Genomic DNA, 20,003 nt, shown 5'->3' on the forward strand with positions numbered 1-20,003 from the left:
AAGTTTTTGGTTTTCATTACCAGTCTTTATCCGTTCTTACTTTCTGGCCCTGAGCTTTCTTTGCATTAATTTTATCTTGAACTTTCTTTTCTTCATTATTCATGGCTTCCAGCAAGCTTTTTACTTGCTGTGGTGACAACTGACCTTGAACTTGTTGTGGTTTTTGCTGCTGCTGTTCCTGTTGGTCTTGTTGGTCCTTACCTTGTTGCTGCTGATCGTCTTTAGGCTTGCCTTCTTCGTCTTTCTGATCTTTTCCTTTATCTTTTTGATCTTCGTTTTCGTCCTGCTTCTCTTTTTGATCCTGATCCTGATCTCCTCCATCTCCTTTTTTATCTTCCTTGTCTTCTCCTTCTTTTTGATCCTGCTTATCTTGATTTTGTTGATCTTGATTCTGATCCTGGTTCTGATCTTGATTATCTTGATTTTGGTCGTTCTTTTGTTGTTCTTCTTCCAACATTTTCTTTGCTAACGCCAAATTATACCTAGTTTCATCATCTTTTGGGTTATTTCTTAAAGCATTTTTATAGGCCTCAACAGCTTCTTTATATTTTTTTTGTTCCATATAGGTGTTCCCCTGATTATGAAACGCTTTGTGTTTTTCTGACTTTGATGCTGTGGTTACCTTAGTTGCTTCGTTATAACGCAAATGAGCCTCATCATATTTTTCTGAATTGTAATATGCGTTCCCCAAATTATATTTTGGCGTGGCATCTACGGGGTTTTTAAAAATCGCTTTTCTATACTCTCCTTCGGCCAAAGGAAAATTACCTTCTTCTGTTAGCACCTGATTACCTGTAGCTACAAATTGTTTTGCTTCTTTGGCAGCCTCAACCAAATCCTCTTCCTGAGCAAATGTAAATCCCCAAAGAAAACACGCTATACTAAGTAAATAATATGACTTCATCTTACTGTTCATTAAACAAGTTTAATTTTTTGAGCCAAGATGTTTTTCTCTCTAATAAAAAGATATCTAGAAATAGTAAAAACAATCCTGCTCCCAAAAACCATTGAAACCTATCTTTAAAATCGGCAAATTGTTTTGCTTCGAATTCTTTCTTATTCATATTTTGCAATATTGAAGTAACTTCTTCTACCACATTGCTTGTGTTTTTCCCATCGATATAAGCCCCATTGGCTTCGTTGGCAATCTCTTGCAGGGTATTCGTGTTTAATTTGGTAATTACCGTCGCTCCCTGACTATTTTTCTTATAGGCTTGTACAATACCATTTCGTTTAATTGGTATTGGCCCTCCTTTTTCTGAACCTACTCCAATAGTAAAGATCTTTATCCCCTCTTTTGAAGCTTCTTCGGCAATTGACTTCACATTTCCTTCATGATCTTCACCATCACTTACTATAAAAAGTACTCTATTGGTTTGCTCTTCGTCATTATAATATGTTTTGGCAAGTTCTATTGCTTCATAAATTGCAGTTCCTTGCGAAGAAAGCATTTCTGTATTCATAGATTGAAGAAACATTTTCCCAGAGGCATAATCTGTAGTTATAGGCAATTGCGGAAAAGCACTCCCCGCATATGCTATAATACCAATTCGATCACTCGCCAGGTTATTAATAATCTGAGTAACCAGTTGTTTCGATTTTTCTAGCCTGTTGGGCGCAATATCTTCGGCCAACATACTTCTCGAAACGTCGATAGCAAATACTACATCTACCCCTTCACGTTTTACAGTTTCTAATTTGGTTCCTACTTTGGGATTCACCAAAGCAATTACCAAACAGGCCAATGCTAAACTCACTACGATTATCTTCAATAGCGACTTAAATATAGATCTATTTGGACTTAATTTCTTGAGAAGTTCAGAATTTGCAAACTTTTTTTGAGTAGAATTCTTCCATAAAAGAACACCTAAAAACATGGTTATAAGTACCGGAATACCCAATAACAACCAAAAATATATTTTCTCTTCTAGTAAGTACATTCTTTCTTATTCCTAATGCAATGTTTTCTTTAAATACCGTCTTTCACGCATAACGTGACAAACTATTGTTTTATGGTTAATGCAAATGCATCAATTTTTTCTTTTACTTCTGCAGAAAGCGTATCGTTTTGTACCCAGGCATGAACATCTCCCAAGTATTTCATTCCTAAATATGCTGCACTTCGGGAGAACGGCATCGGAAATTCTTCTGGACGATCATTACTATTACTGCAACTTATCATGGCCATATTTTTACCTCGCAACATTCTACCAAAGTCTTTCTCTTTATGTAAAAAGTCTGAAATCCTATCTAAAAAGGTTTTCATCACTCCACTCATAGTATACCAATAAATGGGTGTAGCAAAAACTATAGTTTCATAATTCTGAACGATGCCTTTAAACAGAAAATTAAAATCATCTTCGCGATTTTTAAATTCGTAATCAAAAAAACCAATATCTTTTTGATTCAGGTCTACTATTTCAAACCCTGTCATATCTTTTAAATACGACACGATCTGTGCAGTGTTACCATTGCTTCGGGAGCTACCCAATATGATGATTCCTTTCTTCAAATTAAATAAAACTTCTAAACACCGTATACCTTAACAGGAACTCAATAAAAATTAATAGTCCGGCCAATAATACCAATGTTCTAAATTTCTCTTCGTAATTATAAAATTTAAACTCCTCTATATCTGTCTTCTCTAATTTATCAATTTCCTCATAGATTTGTTCTAACTTTTTGTTATTTGTTGCCCTAAAATATTTACCTCCTGTGGCTTTGGCAATTTCTTTCAGCAAATCTTCATCGATTTCTACCTGTACTCTTCCGTACTGAAAAGATCCGTTAGGCAATATTGCAACTGGGGCCAGAGCCATGCCATTTGTTCCTAACCCAATGGTATAGGTTTTAATACCATACTCCACAGCAAGTTCTGAAGCAATTTTAGGGTCTATAAAACCTGCATTGTTTGATCCATCAGTTAGTAAAATGATCACTTTACTTTTGGCCTTACTATCTTTTAACCTATTTACCGAAGTCGCTAATCCCATTCCGATCGCTGTACCATTTTCAAGAACATTGTCATATCGTACATCTTTTAAGCTAGACAATACGATCGACTTATCACTCGTGATAGGTGTTTTGGTAAAACTTTCTCCAGCATAGACCACCAAGCCAATACGATCATTGGGTCTACCTTTAATAAACTCTGCCGCAACGTCTTTTAATGCTTCTAATCGATTTGGCTTTAAATCTTTTGCCAACATACTGGCAGAAACATCGATAGACATAATAATATCGATACCTTTAGTCGTTTTTGTTTTGGTAGACACATCTACGGTTCTAGGTCTAGCCAATGCTGTAATAATTAAAGCAAGCGCAATAAGTCTTAAGGCAAATAATAATGGCCGTAATTTTGTTAACCAACTTCTGGAAACTTTAAATCCTTTTAAACTTGATATTTTAAGTTCTGCCTGTTGTTTTTTTCGTTTCCATATAAACCAAGCAATAGCCACTGGAAGCAATAAAAACAACCAGAAAAACTGTGGATTTTCAAATGTAAAATTTTCAAACATTGCTATTTGGCATTTCTTAGTTCTACAGAATTTATAATACGTTCTGCCACATCTTTGGCATAACGATCTTCGATATCATAAATTACAGTGATTTGTTGGAATCCTCCTTTTTCAATAAAGTTCAAAATCACATATTCATTCTTTTGCTTTGTTTGTTTTACGTGATTTGTAATATCAAAATTCCCAAATATTTTCACTCCTGGGGCTCCTCCCAGGGTTTGATATTCTTCATCCTTTACTGTAATATTTTTGGCGCCATTTCCTTCGAGGTATCCTACTGCCCCATCAACAGCTTTTTTCAAGTCGGCTTGATCTTCTTGTTGTTTTGACAATGTAGTTACAGCTACATAAAAGTTGCCTTCGATATTTCCGTACACGAAGGTCTCGTTACCTTTCAAGATTTGCTTTTGCTCTTCGGTAAGCTTATAATTATTTCTAATTAACACTTCTGGTGTTGATATAGTAACTGGTGGAGACCCATAAGCACTTGAAATCCATTCTTTCTCTTTCAGCTCTTTGGTTGGGTGCCCAAACAAAGTGTCTGCAACCACATCAAACCCTTTGAACACACCAAAACCAACATAGGTAAGTGCAATACACAAAACCAACGCGGCACTACCAATAAGGATTTGTTTTCTTCTTAATTTTTGTTCTGCTTTTTTGCGATACTCTTCTTGTTCCAACAACTCTTCTTCAGTTGGTTCAGGAATCGCTTCTTTGGTTTCATTTATCACGCGCTCTATCACATTGCGATCGGCTTTTGCTATACCAATGTCTGGTTTAGACTTTGCAAACTTGGCCATATCTGCAGTTTTGAGTACGCTTTTTAGTTCCTCGATGGTCTTTTTGTCCAAATTCAGGCTTCCCGATTTGATTTCTTCGTCTAACTTAGCAATTAACTCATCGGTAGTACTTTCCATAGCATGGTCATACACCTCTTCATCTATATATTTTCTTGCTGTATCACTAAGTTGAGAATAATACTCCTTATGCGATTCTTTTTCTAATAAATGTGACTCGTCTATTCTTCGTAAAGCAAGCATCGCTCTTTCATAAGGAGGAAGTTCTTTTTCTTTGGCTTCTCTTTTCTTTTTTCTTCGGAAAATAAAAAATACAATACCACCTGCAACTACCAATAACCCTAAAAGAATCCATAAGTACTTTTTCCAATCGAAGAAGGATGCATCAACCTCTGCCAAAGGCTTAATTTCATACATCTTTTGTTTGGTAGTATCTACCAATACGTCTCTAACCTCAACCTTAAGTGAATCTGTAAAGAACACTTGATCCCCAACCATTACTTTTTGTCTTGGAATTGTATAATGACCAGAATCGAATTGTGTTAACGCATACTCCTTAGTTAGTTTTAGTCGATTTGCACTTTTTGAAGTATCTATTTTATAAGAGTCTATAACTTCTAGTGGGGTAAAGGTTTGTCCTTCTGGAAATACAACTATTTGTGTAGAATCTGCCTCTACCTGCATACTATAGCGTATTTCTTCTCCTATTTTTATGGATGTAGAATCTATACTTGCTTTTACTTGAGCAAAACCCTGTGCTCCGCACAACAAAAATGCAATAAGCACCCAAAATTTAAATGCTTTAGAGAAGTATAATATGTTTGTATATAAATCGTAGCTTTTCATTAGTGCCTTTCTCCTTATCCTCTTCTTTTAAAATATCCCAATAGTTTTTTTACATAGCTTTCATCGACCCTACAACTTAGCGACCCTGAACCACTTCTATTAAAACTATCCTTGAAATACTCTACTCTTTCCTGATAAAATTTACTGTAATTACGTCTAGTTTTCTTTGATCCTGTATTCACCAACAATAATTCTCCGGTTTCTTCATCTTCCATTTGTACCATTCCAAGATTAGGAATTTCTTCTTCATATCTATCAAAAACCCGAATACCTGTTACATCGTGTCTGCTTCCTACAATTTTTAAGGTTTGCTGATAATCGTCGGTAATAAAATCTGAAAGGATAAATACAATTGCTTTCTTTTTCATCACATTAGACAAAAACTTCAAAGCTTCGGTGATATTGGTTTTTTTACTTTTTGGTTCATATTCCAACAGCTCCCTGATGATTCTAAGTACGTGCGATCTTCCTTTTTTTGGCGGAATAAACAATTCGATCTCATCGGTAAACAAAATCAACCCGATCTTATCATTATTTTGAGTAGCCGAAAACGCCAGTGTAGCAGCGACTTCAGTAATAATCTCTTTTTTAAATTGTTGCTGTGTCCCAAATAATTGTGATCCTGAGACATCTACCATGAGCATCATAGTAAGCTCACGCTCTTCTTCAAACACCTTTACATAAGGTTCATTATACCTAGCCGTTACATTCCAATCTATATTACGAACATCGTCACCAAATTGATATTGTCGCACTTCGCTAAAGGTCATACCTCTTCCTTTGAAAGTAGAATGGTATTCTCCTCCAAAGATATGATCACTCAAACGTCGAGTTTTGATCTCAATTTTTCGAACTTTCTTTAGTAACTCTTTAGTATCCATATTTCATTTCGTCATTCTGCAGGTGATGCTGAATCTATCAAATCATATTTTTTATCAAATAACAGTGATATTCTCGTTTTACAACAATGACAATACTATGGTACTTCGATCTCGTTTACAATCTTGTTGATAATATCTTCTGAAGTTACATTTTCGGCTTCGGCTTCGTAGGTAATACCAATACGGTGACGCAACACATCATGTATTACAGCACGCACATCCTCAGGGATTACATATCCTCGACGTTTAATAAACGCATAACACTTTGATGCTGTAGCCAAATTAATACTACCCCTTGGAGAAGCTCCAAAATTGATTAACGGTTTTAATTCTTCTAAACCGTATCTCTCTGGGTATCGAGTTGCGAAAATAATATCGAGTATATATTTTTCTATCTTTTCGTCCATATACACTTCTCTTACCGCTTGTTGAGCAGTTAAGATTTGCTCCAAAGAAACTACAGGATTTACTTTTTCAAAAGAACCTTTAAGATTCGCTCTTATGATCAATTGTTCTTCATCAAGCTTTGGATAATCGATCACTGTTTTTAACATGAAACGGTCAACCTGTGCTTCTGGAAGTGGATAGGTTCCTTCTTGCTCTACTGGATTTTGTGTAGCCATAACCAAAAATGGTTTGTCTAGTATAAAAGTTTCATCTCCAATGGTAACCTGCTTTTCCTGCATGGCCTCAAGCAAAGCACTCTGTACTTTTGCCGGAGCACGGTTGATCTCATCTGCCAAAACAAAATTGGCAAATATCGGCCCCTTTTTAATCGAGAAGTCATTCTCTTTTATATTGTATATGAGAGTACCAACAACATCGGCAGGGAGTAGATCGGGCGTAAACTGAATACGGCTAAAACTACCATGCACAGCTTTTGACAACGTATTAATCGCCAAGGTTTTTGCTAAACCAGGCACACCTTCTAGTAAGATATGACCCTGTCCTAAAAGCCCTATCAGCAAACGTTCAACCATATGCTTCTGACCTACGATCACCTTGTTCATTTCAAGAGTCAATAAATCTACAAAAGCGGATTCTTTTTCTATCTTTTGGTTGATTGAAGCAATATCAACAGCGTTGTTCTCTTCCATCTATTTTTTATTTTTTTAAAGGCGTGAATTTAACATTCATTATTAAACATTGCAAATTGTCGAATTAATTTTCGCCTTGTTGTTAATTGTTGGTTAAATCTATACGTTTTGCGATCAAATTTTACGGTATATTTAAATAACTTTTTTAAAATTTGGACATAACAACTTTCATCATTTTTTCATGATGATTATACCAAAAGACGCAACACAAGAAAAGGTGTTGCAATTTTATCCTCATATTTCTAACATAGAAATGCATAAAAACATTACAACTCAATGAAAACAGCTTTAATTACCGGAGCAACCAGCGGAATAGGAAAATCTACTGCCATAGCCTTAGCAAAACACAATATCAACTTAATTATTTGTGGCCGAAGAACAGAACGTCTACAAGAATTACAAAAAGAGTTAAGCAATACCGTAAAAGTGTATACACTAAGTTTTGATGTACGCAATAAAGAAGAGGTGTTTGAAAAAATTGAAAGCCTCCCAGAGGAATTCCAACAAATAGACATCTTGGTTAACAATGCAGGAAATGCCCATGGGCTTGATCCTATTCAAACTGGAAGTATCGAAGATTGGGATGCTATGATTGATATTAATGTAAAAGGATTACTCTATGTTTCTAAAGCTGTAATGCCAAAAATGATTGCTCAAAAGTCTGGGCATATTATTAACATCGGGTCTATAGCAGGAAAAGAAGTATACCCCAACGGAAACGTATACTGCGCGAGCAAGCATGCTGTAGACGCTATTAACAAAGGGATGCAAATCGATCTAAACCAACATGGCATTAAGGTAGGGGCAATTCATCCCGGGTTGGTCGAGACTGAGTTTAGCAATGTACGATTTAAAGGAGACGATAAACGTGCAGATGGTGTTTATAAAGGCTTCGATCCTTTAACCCCAGAAGATATAGCAGACCTTGTCTCTTTTGTAGTTACAAGACCATACCATGTAAATATCGCAGATCTTGTTGTTTTTCCTACTGCCCAAGCGAGTAGCACTATCATTAAGAAAAGTTTATAATTTCTTTATTCTCATTGCATTGCCGACCCAATAAAAATAGCTAAGTTTATATGGGGAAAAATGTCGATTGCAATTTGTAAAAGGAATGATCAATAAACGCCTCCTTATTAAAAACCTACTTGCCCATAATGACGAAAACAGTTTTTATGACAAGAAGCGTAAGCTCAATATCGGAGAGAAAGAAGGCAAGGCGAAGTTCCTAAAACATATATGTGCTCTTGCTAATTCTAACCCTAAGAACAACTCCTATATTGTTATTGGAGTTGAAGATGAGGACAATCAAATCGTTGGAGTAGATTTCTTTGATGATAGTAAGATTCAAAATCTGGTAAATGCCTATCTGGATAATCCCCCTTTGGTGGCCTACGAAAATATCCCATTTCCGCATTTACCTGGTGATAAAGTGGTGGGGCTGGTATCTATTCGACCGCAATCTGATAAAATCTGTTCCCTTAGAAAAAATATTTGGAAATATTATGGTGGCACGGTTTTCTTTAGAGAAGGAAGCATAAGCATGCCCAAGGTTTTTGATATTGAAATCAAAGACATCAATTCTGAAATAGTAAGCGCTATCGAAAGTCATGCGCAAAACAATATCGAACTTACTTTAGATGGTGTTTTTGATTTTATGAACTCAAGAAAAGATTACAACCCCAACTATAAAGTATTTAAGGAGTACTTTGTGATGTGCTGGGCGGGAAAAGAAAAACGTCAAAACGGGGAAACCTATTATTCAAGGGTAGATATTGCATTAATAAATGAACAGGTGAAATTGTTTTATTCTGAGTTAGACGAGGTCAGTATTTCCTTTACTGACGAGCAGTTTAAAATTGTAGAGTATGTACAACTTGGCCTTCAGGACACCTATAGATATTATCCTCTCGAAGAAGTCGTCATTAAATTTAGAGACAATGCAAGTTATGATATAGAAAGCAAGTTACTATTTGAACCTCCTCAATTCGACAGAAAAACATTATATCACTTATACAACAGCAACAATGCATTGGTAGAAAAGCTGAAAAACAAAATTCCTTTGACTAAAAATGAAGAAAATGATATAATTAACCTTCCTGCAACATATCTTCTGTGTTATTTTAACGATTTTAGCGAAGCAAAAGAAAAACTTGAAGAAGCAAAACCATATCTGAAAAGCTATAACGGTAATGTATACTCTCTTTACAAGGAAAGTATTAGGGTCCTTAGAAAAGTACGATATAGTTAAATATTTAAAACTAGAATGAGTAGAACTTTAGTAATTGGTGATATCCACGGTGGTCTAAAAGCCTTGAAACAACTAATACAAATAGCAAAAATCACCCCAGAAGATCTCTTAATATTTTTAGGTGATTATGTAGACGGATGGAGCCAAAGTGCAGAGTTAATTGCATTCCTTATCGAACTTAAAGAAACACATCAATGCATCTTCATAAGAGGTAATCACGATGAACTGTGTTATACCTGGCTTACTCAAAAAACATATAACGTTGACTGGATTAAACATGGTGGGCAAGCTACTATGAATTCTTATGCAAAAGTAACCGCAGATGAACTACAAGCTCATCTTTCTTTTTTCGAAAATCTCATTAATTATCATATCGATAACCAAAATCGAATCTTTTTGCACGCAGGATTTACCAATCTTAATGGACCTCATAGAGAATACTTCAGTAAATTGTTTTATTGGGACAGAACACTTTGGGAAACGGCACTCTCTGTAGACTCAAAACTTGATAAAACCGATCTTAGGTACCCCAAGAGATTATTGCTTTTTGACGAAGTTTATATTGGCCACACACCGGTTACCAGAATCAACAAAACGGTTCCGGTTAATGCAGCTTGTGTTTGGAATATTGATACAGGCGCTGCATTTAAAGGCCCCTTAACTGCTATTGATGTTGACACCAAAGAATATTGGCAAAGTGATCCGGTATATCAGCTGTATCCCGATGAATGCGGAAGAAACTAAATTGAAAAGAAATACCTCTACAATTCCCTTTTAGTATCATATTCTTACATCCCAATTATCGTTGTACCCGGACAATCATGGGTGTGACATTTATCTGTGTCTTTTGGGCATATTCGAGGGTTCTTAGTTTGCAACAAAACAGTTAAAACCGAAGTGAATCCCCCATTTACTTTGTCGAGACGATCTAATTGAGCAACCTTTAGTTTATTAAGCCCTAATTTCTTTGTTTTCGTTTTTTTCATATCCTTACGTTATCGTTGTTTGTGCAATCTACCCAAATGTATAATAAGAATTTTAAAATCAAATGCTTAACAGACACACATCACAAGGATTTCATGAATTTCGATAAATTATTCGGCGTTTAATGTAGTAAGTTTACGCATAAAATAGGAAGGCTTTATTCCTGTACTCTTTTTAAATGCAGCCGAAAAAGACTCTGCACTATTAAACCCCATCTCTTGGGCTATACCCTGTATTGTATAATTTTTAAGCGATGCGTTTTCTCTAAGTTGCTCTACACTGTACTGCACCCTTAATTCATTTACATAATTTGTAAAACTCTTATTCTTATGATAATTAATAACCTTAGACAAATACTTGGTATTGGTATTAATCTCTTTTGCAAGTGACGAAATACTTATATTATTCTGCAAGAACTGATGTTTTTCTTCGAATTCACTTAGTTTTCTTAGAATATCATTGACTACCTCATCGGCAATCCCTATATCATCTTCCACTTGTTTATTAGATACTTCCACCTTTTTATTCCCTTTGGTAAGCAACTCGTTAAATTTTTGCTCATACTTTTTTCTTTTCAGAAACTGATAACACATAAAACCGGTTGCTACCAATGACAGTAGAATAAGTGCCATCACCCAAAAACTAAGAGTATTGGTATTCTTTTCAAGTTTTGCTATTACATTTTCTTTTTCCTTTAAAAGTAAAGGGGTGTCAAATTCTTTAAACAACTTGGTAGAAACCGATGCTCTTTGACTATTAATAACACGATCAAACTGAAGCAACTTATTAATATAGGTCAATTGTTTTTCCTGTTCTGAATTGGCCTTATACCACGCAATCAAAAACTCGTACCCTTTTCTGGTTTCGGGCAGGACAACATTGTCCTTCTGGATTAGATCATCCATATACAAAAACTCCTTTTCTGCCTGTAACGTATCTTCTTTTTTAAGATACAACTGACCCAAATAAAAAGATCCCAGCACATAGCTCTCATTGTCTTTTATCTGTTCATCTTTTAGCAATCGCAGTCCCTTGGTGATACTATCACTTGCTCTATTAAAATCTTCCCTAAAAAATAGATTTATCCCTTCGTTTAACACCAATTTACCATAAAAATTCTGCTTAAGTTTTTTACTTTTCAAGGACATCGCAATCCCCTTATAATTATAAAATGAAGCTGAATCTAATAGTTTGTTGTACCGATATGATTCTGCCATTGGAATTAACGACAACAAATACGACATTTCATTTAATTCATCTCTATTTCGCTCATATTCGAAGTTCTCCTTAAACAAGGTGAGCGCTTCTGCGTGCTTGTCAATTTTGGTTTTTATGCAAGCGATATTATGATTTGTACTTTGTATATACTCGGTATTTTGCACCTTTTCAGACAAAGCCAATGCTAGAATGTAGTTATCCAAAGCACGTTGATAATCTCCTTTCACAAAATAATATCCTCCTTTAAACGAATAGGCCTTTATAGGATAACGATCATTATTCAATCTTTTGGTAATCGCAATGGCCAAATCTAGTAAAGCTATTTTTTCTGATTCTTCTACAGCATAGTATGATAACGAACTATAGGCTTCTGCCATTTTTATGGTATCCTTATCGGCCATTGCTTTTTCGAGGTAGGTCGATAAATACAATTTTGATATGAGTGTATCTCCATTTGCTTTTCTGTAAGCAGAATACAATTCGTCATAAGAGAGTTTTTGCAACGAATCCTTAGAAATTGGCTGTTCCTGCCCTAACGCAGTAGATAATCCCAGAACAAAAATAATCGATAGCCTAAGCAGATTAACTAAGCTAAAAAAACCAATTGTTTTTTGGGGTATTAAAACTATCATTTGCTTAAGAAAAACGTGTTGTAAGTGCTACAAATATAAGATTTTGAACAAACAACATGTTTCAAAAAAAAAATACAACTGTGCATCAAAAAATCTCATTTTACCAAATACCAAATATCCCGAATCTAAAAATGTCGGAATTCGTGGAATTTCGACATTGATTTCATGAATTTCGATATAAGTCATTTGTTTTCAGATAAGTACTGCATCTATATTTGCCCACTTTCAGCTAACAAATTAATCTTTAAAAATTAAAACAAATGAAAAAAGTATTTTATTTTTTACCAATCCTTGCGGTTTTAGTCTTCACATCTTGTGAAAAGGAAGAAGCAGATGAAATCATCAACCACAACCCTGACACCAATCCTTTCAAAATTGAAACCATTGAAAAGGATAATGGTAAAATTTTCACCTTAACACCAGGTTTATATGGTCCAAATGAGACAGCTCCTTCAACTAAAGTAACTTATACCCTAATTTTACCCCTACCATTTTTAAATCAGGCAACTCAGGGGAATGGTACATATCATCTTGATCTTTATTATCAACAATATGATTCAGCTATTGACGGGTATACATGGATTCCGGCCCTATCAATCGATCGCCCTTCAAATTCAACAGCACTAATTTTACCCGCTGCACATGATGGGCATAAAAGAAATAAATGGCTAATTGGTTATGGCCTATATAACACAGATATTGGCTCCTGGTCGAGATATAAAGAGATTGATATTAATCATTAATATTTTATCATCATGCTCAAAAACATCTTACACCAAGAAAACATTAAAAAAATTGAAAGACATCAACAAAAACATATTACAGGACAGGGGTTTGCTCTAGATCTTCCCATAGCCATTGCTTGTCGAAAAGGAGATCAAATTTGCTGTGGTAGTGGCCGCGGTAAATGTGGACTTGCAGGCGGTATATATGATGGAGGTCAATGCTTTTGTTTCGATTCCTAACCCCCTTTTATTGGAATGTTTGTCCTTAATGCACAAGCTTCAAAGATAGTATTTCTTTGGAGCTTGTTGTATTTATGTGATTTATCATTCGCTTAAAAATTAATTTTTCTTCAATCATTCTATTTTGTAGCTTTAGAACTCGAATATATAAACAGACCACAAATGGGAATTTTTGACAAAATAAAAGAGAAATTAAGCCACGAGTTTATTGATATAGTAGAATGGTTAGACTACACCGATGACACCATTGTACATAGATTTGAAAGATACCAAAACGAAATAAAAAACGGCGCACAACTTATTGTTCGTGAGGGACAAACGGCAGTTTTTATTAACGAAGGTCAGCTTGCCGATGTTTTTACACCAGGAACATACACCTTAAACACACAAAACCTGCCAATTTTAGCAACCTTAAAAGGGTGGAAATATGGTTTCAACAGCCCTTTTAAAGCTGAGGTGTACTTTGTAAACACACACTTATTTACCGATGAAAAGTGGGGAACAAAAAACCCAATAACCTTAAACGATGATCGTTTTGGTCTTGTAGAAATAAGAGCATTTGGAACCTATGCTTTCAAGATTAGTGACCCAGGTAAATTTGTTATTGACGTTGTCGGTACCGATGCCAATTTTACTAATTTTGAGATCAATGAGCATCTTAAAAGTTTAATCTCTACTCGTTTTACCGACACTATTGGTGAAGCCAATTTACCTATTGAATTATATGCCGCTAATACTACAGAGCTTTCTGAAACCTGCCTGGAGGTAATGCAACCAGAGTTTAATTCTGTAGGTATTTCTCTGGAGAAATTCTTCATAGAAAACGTTTCTATGCCGGAAGAATTAAAGAAAGAAATTTTTGAATATAGTAGAATCGATAAACTGGATCTTGATAAGCTTACCAAGTTCAAAACTGCAAAGGCGATCGAAGCGGCTGCGGCCAATGAAGGAGGAACGGCTGGTGCAGGAATGGGTATGGGAATGGGATTTGTTCTGGCTCAGCAAATGGGAGGAATGATGAACCCCATGGGAGGTCAGCAACAGGTTAATCAGGTACAACAAAATTCTCCTGTAACCCCTCCTCCAATGCCTGTGCAGGTACAATATTTTTATGCTAGCAACGGGCAACAGGCCGGACCTGTATCTTTTGATCAATTAAAGGTTTTATTTGCCAATAGAACCGTAAACAAAGATTCATTGATCTGGAAACAGGGTATGGGCAATTGGGCTGCACTTAAAGATGTTGAAGAATTAAAGTCATTTTTAGGAGGAAACACTCCCCCTCCGTTACCTGGGAATTAATCAGATTTTAAATTATAGTATGGTATCCCGGTTTATTGCCGGGATGACACTTGTATGGAAGAAGAAAAAAAAGCAGTTTCAGAACAAAAGAAATCCTGCATCAATTGCGGTGCAGAGCTAAAATACAAACCTGGTACCACATCGATCACCTGTGAATATTGTGGTCATGAAGAAACTATTATTCAGGATCAAGATGGTTTTAAAGAATTAGAACTTAAACCTTATCTTGATGAAATGGGAGCACAATCTCATTCTGAAGAGATTATGATGCTTCATTGTAAAAACTGTGGCGCCAACCAGCATATAGAGGAGAACTACAAATCTTTACATTGTGTTTATTGTACTATGCCTTTAATTATTGAAGATGCTTATAAAGAAGATTGGATATTGCCAGGAGCTGTACTTCCCTTTCAACTAGATCAAAAAAAATCACATCAGATATTTTCTAAATGGGTAAAAGGGTTATGGTTTGCTCCTAACAACTTAAAAAAAGCAGCGTTAGACCCTCAGAATACAAAAGGGCTCTATTTACCCTATTGGACCTTTGATGCTCAACTATTTGCCAAATACCGCGGTCAACGAGGGGATTATTATTATGTAACAGTACCCTATACAACCACCCAAAATGGAAAAACGGTGCAAAGAACCCGGCAAGAACGTAGAACCCGATGGACCCCTGTAAGCGGAACCATCAATGGTTTTGTCGATGACACCTTAATTAAAGCTTCTCACCAACGTAAAAACAAAATCCCTAGAAAGGTATCAAATTGGAATTTGAACGCTTTAGAAGCTTTTAATACCAATTTTCTGGCAGGCTTCGTGACCGAAAAATACACTATACCTTTAAAAGATGGTCATTTGGCTTCGACTAAAGAAGCTGAAAAAATTGCTACTTCGTGGGCAAGAAGAGACATTGGCGGAGATACACAAAGGGTCACAGGAATCGACATGCGCCTTTCTGAAGAAACTTTTAAACACATTTTGCTTCCCGTTTATATAAGTTCATACCGATATAGCGGCAAGACCTATAATTTTTATGTTAACGGGCAAACAGGAATCATCTCTGGCAATAGACCTTATTCCTTCTGGAAAATTTTCTTTTTGGTACTATTTATAATAGTTGTAATTGTAGTATTGGTTACTTTTTCACAATAAAACTTGATGCTTTGTTTTACTTTATGGTAAAACGTATGATCTCGAAAACGGTATCCTGACCTAAATCAGGGCATAAATTTTCCTTTACAATAAGAGTAAGGTTTTTACTACTTCCCTCGAATTTCTTTTTCAAATCCTCTATATTTTTGGAATGACTTCTCATAAAGCCAATGATCGCCTCTTGATCTTTAGAAAAAGGATTAACAATTCCAGACCCACTATTCATTATCGTCCCTACTTTAACCTTAATTGCAGCTTCAAAAGATTTACCACAAATTTTCTTATCAGTATAAAAATCAACTAACATAGCGTTAAAAGTCATTGTTCCGGGTTCCTGACGGTTGTATGCTTCCAAATCTATATTTGTAATTTCATTATCACTTGGATCACCAAATCCAGGTATTTCGATTTGCGGTTTTTTATCTTTCGAGTTGCCTTCTATTGATTTCTCTGTCTTCACATCTTTTTTTTCCTGTGCTACAGTATTTGATTTACAAGAAAACAAACCTATAATAATTACGATATACACAATTTTACTCATAGCATAAAAATAATAAAACTTTAATGTACTCCCTTTAAAATGAACATAAAAAAAGGAGTTGATTATACTCAACTCCTTTCTCTTATTTTGAAAAATGCAATACTATATTATTGCTTTAACACTTTAAATATTCCATGTACACCTCCTGAAACTTTTACAATGTAAAAACCATCAGTAAATGCAGTAGCGTCCCACTCAAATTGAGATCCAAGACCACTTCTTTGATAAACTAAGTTTCCAGTAACATTGTAAACCGCAATAGATATTCTTTCTTGCGAATTAGACTTAAGGTTACCTTCACTATTTAGATTAAACATAAAACGACCGTTTGATGGATTTGGCGAAACAGACATAGAACTATCTGGAGTTAAAGAAGCCAATGGAGTTGCCTCAGCTCCAGTTTCGTCACCTCCATTAGAAATGATACCATAAATATCAAAAACTTGGTCAAATGGCCCTCTTCCAAAAGCCGTAGTAACTGGTGTCCAATCAACAGAACCTGTACCAAATAAATCTCCGGCATCTTGGAAATGTGTTTCGGCACCAATTCCTCCATTTTGAGAAGACCAGAACCATTGTTGTTGCGCTCCACCGAAAGCTAAGTTTGCATAAACACTAATCCAATATGTTCCGCTTTCTAGATTAACCGGTTCTGGAAGCAACAAGTTCATGTTAGTATCATTAGGATCAGAAATAGGTGTTAATTGTCCACTGTTATACACTTCATCTCCCGGGATTCCATTGTTATTTTCATAAATTACTACACTCGCATTATTTAGAGCAGGAGCATTGTTAGCCCCACCAAAAGCAAGAATTCTATTAATAACCCAAGTATCTCCATTAGGAACAACGAAATCATCTGCTGCCTGAACCAAAGCTCCAAAATCTAAGAAATTCTGTGATGGTGTAGACGATACAGCTCCTGCATTTTGGTTATAGATTGGTAATTCTGAAATTCTTATTGTAAATCCTTCAGCTACTTGCTCTTCACCAGAAGTAGCCACTAAAAATATTGAAGTTTCATCTCCTATATTTACTCCATCGGCAAATGTTACACTTAGTACATCTCCTTCCAAACTAGCAGTAGCTACTGCTGGGTTTGTATTATCTAAAGTAATATTGATTGGACTACCATTAGAACTTACGAATAATCCTTCAACATTAACTTCAAAGTCTTGAATATCATTGATATCTGTAGTAACATCTTCTAACAAATACGCAACACTTAAAGAAGACTCTGGTAACTGGTTGAATACTGGGAATCTAGCACTAAACAATCCATTACCATGAGCTGCTGCTGCGATAAATCCATCTTTTCTAGTTTCTACCCAAGGAATAACGTTATTTCCGATTCTAACATTCTCTTTTCTCCAAACAGTATTACTACCATTTAATCTATATGTAGAATATAATCCTGTACTTGTACCTACAAAAACTCTTTGTAATCTAGATCCAAAGAAACCTTGACTACCTCCTAAAAATGCAGTACTTCTTGCAGAAGGACCATTCCCAGAACCATCTGCGTTTTCTTCTAAGTTACCACTAATATCTGTCCATGTTTCTCCACCATCTTCGGTAATGAATAAACTTGGAATTCTGTAGTTAGAGAACGTAACAATAACTCTATCAGCATTAGAAGGGTCAACATTGATATGGCTTACATTACCTACTGGCAAACCTTTACCTTCTGCAATATTAATTGCAGGTTGATTATCAATATTAGCATTATCCATTCTGTAAACTTCTCCATTATTAGTACCATAGTACAATCTATTGGCAACAGGATAGGTAGAAACACCTAATGCTGTAATTGATGTTCCGGGAGAACTAGCAGAAGTCTCTACATTTACCCAATTTACATCAGTAGATGCATTACTAAATAAAGGAATACCATCTAAATCATTATTTCTCCAGATTCTGTTACCAGCTGGCATGTACATGATATTATCATTATTCGGATCTAAAATAAAAGGAGCAATGAATGCAAAACCAGTTGCACTTGCAGCGTTTACCCTTGTAAAAGACACAAACTCTCCTGCTTCGTTATAATTAAATCTAAATACTCTTCCTCTTTGTGAAGACACATATCTTGTTAGACCTCCATCGGCTATAGCACTAAATGCACCATCACCACCGAAAAGATCTTCCCAATCTGCTCTTGGATCTGTAGAATTTGTATACCAAGTACTGTTATCCTGGAAACCTGCCAAAAGATCATCACTATTTGGCTCAGGATCAAAAGATACGTGATACGGTTGAGTAGTTAAATAACCATTACTTAACGATGTCCATTCTACTGGAACAGTTGGATCTAGATTTGTAGTAATATCTTCTGTTACAGAAACACCACCATCATGTCCAGAAAGCACTCTATTTGGATTCGATGGATAAAAAACTAATGCATGCTGGTCAGGATGCTGCCCAGGATAAAGACTAATATCGTTTAAAGTAGAGTATCCTGCGATCCAGCTTTCTCGACCTACTGGTGTAGTAAATCCATCAGTAGATCTATATAAATTTGTACCTCCAATGATTACTAAATTCGAGTCTGCAGGACTAACTTTTACTAATAAGTTATACCCTCCTTGAGGATTAAAGTTTCCTACAGGACCGCCAATTGTCGTTGGAACATTTGCAGTAAGATCTGTCCAGTTTTCTTCGGCTGCAGCATCATATCTATGTAAAAATACAGGACCACCTGCTCCTCCGTTTACCGTTAAAAAATATACCACATTTGGATTTGAAGGATCTATTCCCATAACAGATCTACCATAAGCTTCGGGTAGAAAATCTGGAGTAATTTCTGTCCAAGTATCTCCATCTGCCGATGTAAAATAACCATTATTAGGATCACTATTTGAATCTAAAGTAGCATAAATTTGACCATTAGAAGCAATTGCTACTTCGGCCAACGTATCAAAACCTCCAGCTAAGACTTCAGTAAAATTACGACCACCGTCTTGAGATCTATGAACCCCAGTAATTGTACCTACATAGATATCTCCATTAATAGGATTAATAACTATCGAATTGATTAGATCTAATGGGCCAAAAGCTCTTGGGTCACCATCATTGGTATTCCTTAGGTTTTCCCAAGTACGTCCACCGTCTCTTGATCTGTAAATACCAGTACCTTGATAAAAGGCTCCTCCTTCAGATGCTGAGTTTCCTAAACGTTCCCCAGAAGCGTAGTACCAAGTAAAACTTTTACCCGGTCTTGGATCCTGTACTATGGCTGTAATACTTGGATTCTGAAAAGAACGTGTTACTTTTCTCCAAGTTTCACCTCCGTTTTCAGATCTCCATAAACCTCCAGATACACCTCCAGCAAGAATTACATTCTCGTTATTGCGGTCTATCGCTAAAGCTCTTGTTCTACCACCAACATTCCAAGGACCTCTATTTGTCCAATAAGAAAATCTTCCTCTTTTAGAAGACTTGGCAGCTTGAGCCAGAGATTTTTCTGAAGCATCACCTACAGGAATCTTGTCAGAAAAAAGCGCTTCTGCCTGGCGAATATTTCTCGGAATTTCTCCTGTTGCCGGATCTTCGAGTAATTTTCGCTCATATTCCATTCTGGCTTTTAGGTTTTCAACTACTCGTTCTGGTTTAGAAGCTCTAGACGTGCCTGATTTACCTTCGTAAAGTTTTTTGGCGTTGTGATAAACTTGTTTTCCAGTGAGTTGATCTGCCTGGGTCTTCAGGCCAGATTGTTGGGCATTTGTAGTAACAATAGCTCCCAACATAGCTATTCCCCAAACGAGACGTTTGGGATAGAATAAAAATGTTTTCATTTTATTAAGCTGATTTGTG

The 20,003-nt window shown here is 35.8% G+C and carries 18 protein-coding genes; 7 read left to right on the forward strand and 11 right to left on the reverse strand.

The features are described from left to right. Window positions 1–16: 16 nt before the first annotated feature. From M0D21_RS16805 to M0D21_RS16835, 7 genes are all read right to left on the reverse strand, one after another. Window positions 17–916: a tetratricopeptide repeat protein gene (locus tag M0D21_RS16805; protein ID WP_248331680.1), complete on the reverse strand. Its 900-nt coding sequence runs from the start codon at window positions 914–916 to the stop codon at window positions 17–19. Further along, window positions 906–1,940 (reverse strand): vWA domain-containing protein, encoded by a 1,035-nt coding sequence (locus M0D21_RS16810; RefSeq protein WP_248331682.1) that lies wholly within the window; start codon window positions 1,938–1,940, stop codon window positions 906–908. Before M0D21_RS16810 ends, M0D21_RS16805 begins: the two co-directional genes overlap by 11 nt. Window positions 1,941–2,002: 62 nt before the next feature. Next, the gene (locus M0D21_RS16815) at window positions 2,003–2,512 is read right to left on the reverse strand and encodes a flavodoxin family protein (RefSeq protein ID WP_248331684.1); all 510 of its coding nucleotides are present in this window, start codon (window positions 2,510–2,512) and stop codon (window positions 2,003–2,005) included. Between the two features lies 1 nt (window position 2,513). Then, a complete protein-coding gene (locus M0D21_RS16820; protein ID WP_248331686.1) occupies window positions 2,514–3,518 on the reverse strand; it encodes a vWA domain-containing protein in 1,005 nt (334 codons plus the stop codon). Between the two features lie 2 nt (window positions 3,519–3,520). Then, entirely contained in the window at window positions 3,521–5,164 is a 1,644-nt protein-coding gene (locus M0D21_RS16825) for a BatD family protein (protein WP_248331688.1), read from the reverse strand. A gap of 14 nt (window positions 5,165–5,178) precedes the next feature. Continuing rightward, window positions 5,179–6,045, reverse strand: a complete 867-nt coding sequence (locus M0D21_RS16830) for a DUF58 domain-containing protein (RefSeq protein ID WP_248331690.1) — start codon at window positions 6,043–6,045, stop codon at window positions 5,179–5,181. 95 nt (window positions 6,046–6,140) lie between these two features. Continuing rightward, window positions 6,141–7,142: an AAA family ATPase gene (locus M0D21_RS16835; protein ID WP_248331692.1), complete on the reverse strand. Its 1,002-nt coding sequence runs from the start codon at window positions 7,140–7,142 to the stop codon at window positions 6,141–6,143. A 276-nt stretch (window positions 7,143–7,418) separates the two neighbouring features. Between M0D21_RS16835 and M0D21_RS16840 the strand changes: the two genes are divergently transcribed. The 3 genes from M0D21_RS16840 (at window position 7,419) to M0D21_RS16850 (ending at window position 10,137) form a co-directional block, all read left to right on the forward strand. After that, window positions 7,419–8,171 (forward strand): SDR family NAD(P)-dependent oxidoreductase, encoded by a 753-nt coding sequence (locus M0D21_RS16840; protein ID WP_248331694.1) that lies wholly within the window; start codon window positions 7,419–7,421, stop codon window positions 8,169–8,171. Between the two features lie 85 nt (window positions 8,172–8,256). Further along, window positions 8,257–9,393 carry an ATP-binding protein gene (locus tag M0D21_RS16845; protein WP_248331697.1) on the forward strand — a complete coding sequence of 379 codons (1,137 nt, stop codon included), beginning with the start codon at window positions 8,257–8,259 and terminating at the stop codon, window positions 9,391–9,393. 15 nt (window positions 9,394–9,408) lie between these two features. Then, a complete protein-coding gene (locus tag M0D21_RS16850; RefSeq protein ID WP_248331699.1) occupies window positions 9,409–10,137 on the forward strand; it encodes a metallophosphoesterase family protein in 729 nt (242 codons plus the stop codon). Window positions 10,138–10,181: 44 nt separating this feature from the next. Here M0D21_RS16850 and M0D21_RS16855 read toward each other — a convergent pair whose 3' ends face one another. Both M0D21_RS16855 and M0D21_RS16860 read right to left on the reverse strand, forming a co-directional pair. Beyond that, window positions 10,182–10,379: a hypothetical protein gene (locus M0D21_RS16855; protein ID WP_248331701.1), complete on the reverse strand. Its 198-nt coding sequence runs from the start codon at window positions 10,377–10,379 to the stop codon at window positions 10,182–10,184. 108 nt (window positions 10,380–10,487) lie between these two features. Continuing rightward, window positions 10,488–12,227, reverse strand: coding sequence for an AraC family transcriptional regulator (locus M0D21_RS16860; protein WP_248331703.1), 1,740 nt, complete (start codon window positions 12,225–12,227; stop codon window positions 10,488–10,490). 260 nt (window positions 12,228–12,487) lie between these two features. Between M0D21_RS16860 and M0D21_RS16865 the strand changes: the two genes are divergently transcribed. The 4 genes from M0D21_RS16865 (at window position 12,488) to M0D21_RS16880 (ending at window position 15,649) form a co-directional block, all read left to right on the forward strand. After that, a complete protein-coding gene (locus M0D21_RS16865; RefSeq protein ID WP_248331705.1) occupies window positions 12,488–12,970 on the forward strand; it encodes a hypothetical protein in 483 nt (160 codons plus the stop codon). Between the two features lie 12 nt (window positions 12,971–12,982). Then, window positions 12,983–13,192, forward strand: a complete 210-nt coding sequence (locus M0D21_RS16870; protein ID WP_248331707.1) for a hypothetical protein — start codon at window positions 12,983–12,985, stop codon at window positions 13,190–13,192. A gap of 162 nt (window positions 13,193–13,354) precedes the next feature. Next, entirely contained in the window at window positions 13,355–14,494 is a 1,140-nt protein-coding gene (locus M0D21_RS16875; protein WP_248331709.1) for an SPFH domain-containing protein, read from the forward strand. A gap of 54 nt (window positions 14,495–14,548) precedes the next feature. Continuing rightward, window positions 14,549–15,649 carry a DNA helicase PriA gene (locus tag M0D21_RS16880; protein ID WP_248331711.1) on the forward strand — a complete coding sequence of 367 codons (1,101 nt, stop codon included), beginning with the start codon at window positions 14,549–14,551 and terminating at the stop codon, window positions 15,647–15,649. A 16-nt stretch (window positions 15,650–15,665) separates the two neighbouring features. On the opposite strand, the gene M0D21_RS16885 is transcribed toward M0D21_RS16880, so the two are convergent. Together M0D21_RS16885 and M0D21_RS16890 are read right to left on the reverse strand one after the other, a co-directional pair. Further along, window positions 15,666–16,190 (reverse strand): hypothetical protein, encoded by a 525-nt coding sequence (locus M0D21_RS16885; RefSeq protein ID WP_248331713.1) that lies wholly within the window; start codon window positions 16,188–16,190, stop codon window positions 15,666–15,668. Window positions 16,191–16,297: 107 nt separating this feature from the next. Further along, window positions 16,298–19,984: a T9SS type A sorting domain-containing protein gene (locus tag M0D21_RS16890; RefSeq protein ID WP_248331715.1), complete on the reverse strand. Its 3,687-nt coding sequence runs from the start codon at window positions 19,982–19,984 to the stop codon at window positions 16,298–16,300. Window positions 19,985–20,003 lie beyond the last annotated feature (19 nt).

Origin of the sequence: Aquimarina acroporae, from assembly GCF_023195925.1 — a bacterium.
In the GTDB taxonomy this organism is placed as follows: Bacteria; Bacteroidota; Bacteroidia; order Flavobacteriales; family Flavobacteriaceae; genus Aquimarina; species Aquimarina acroporae.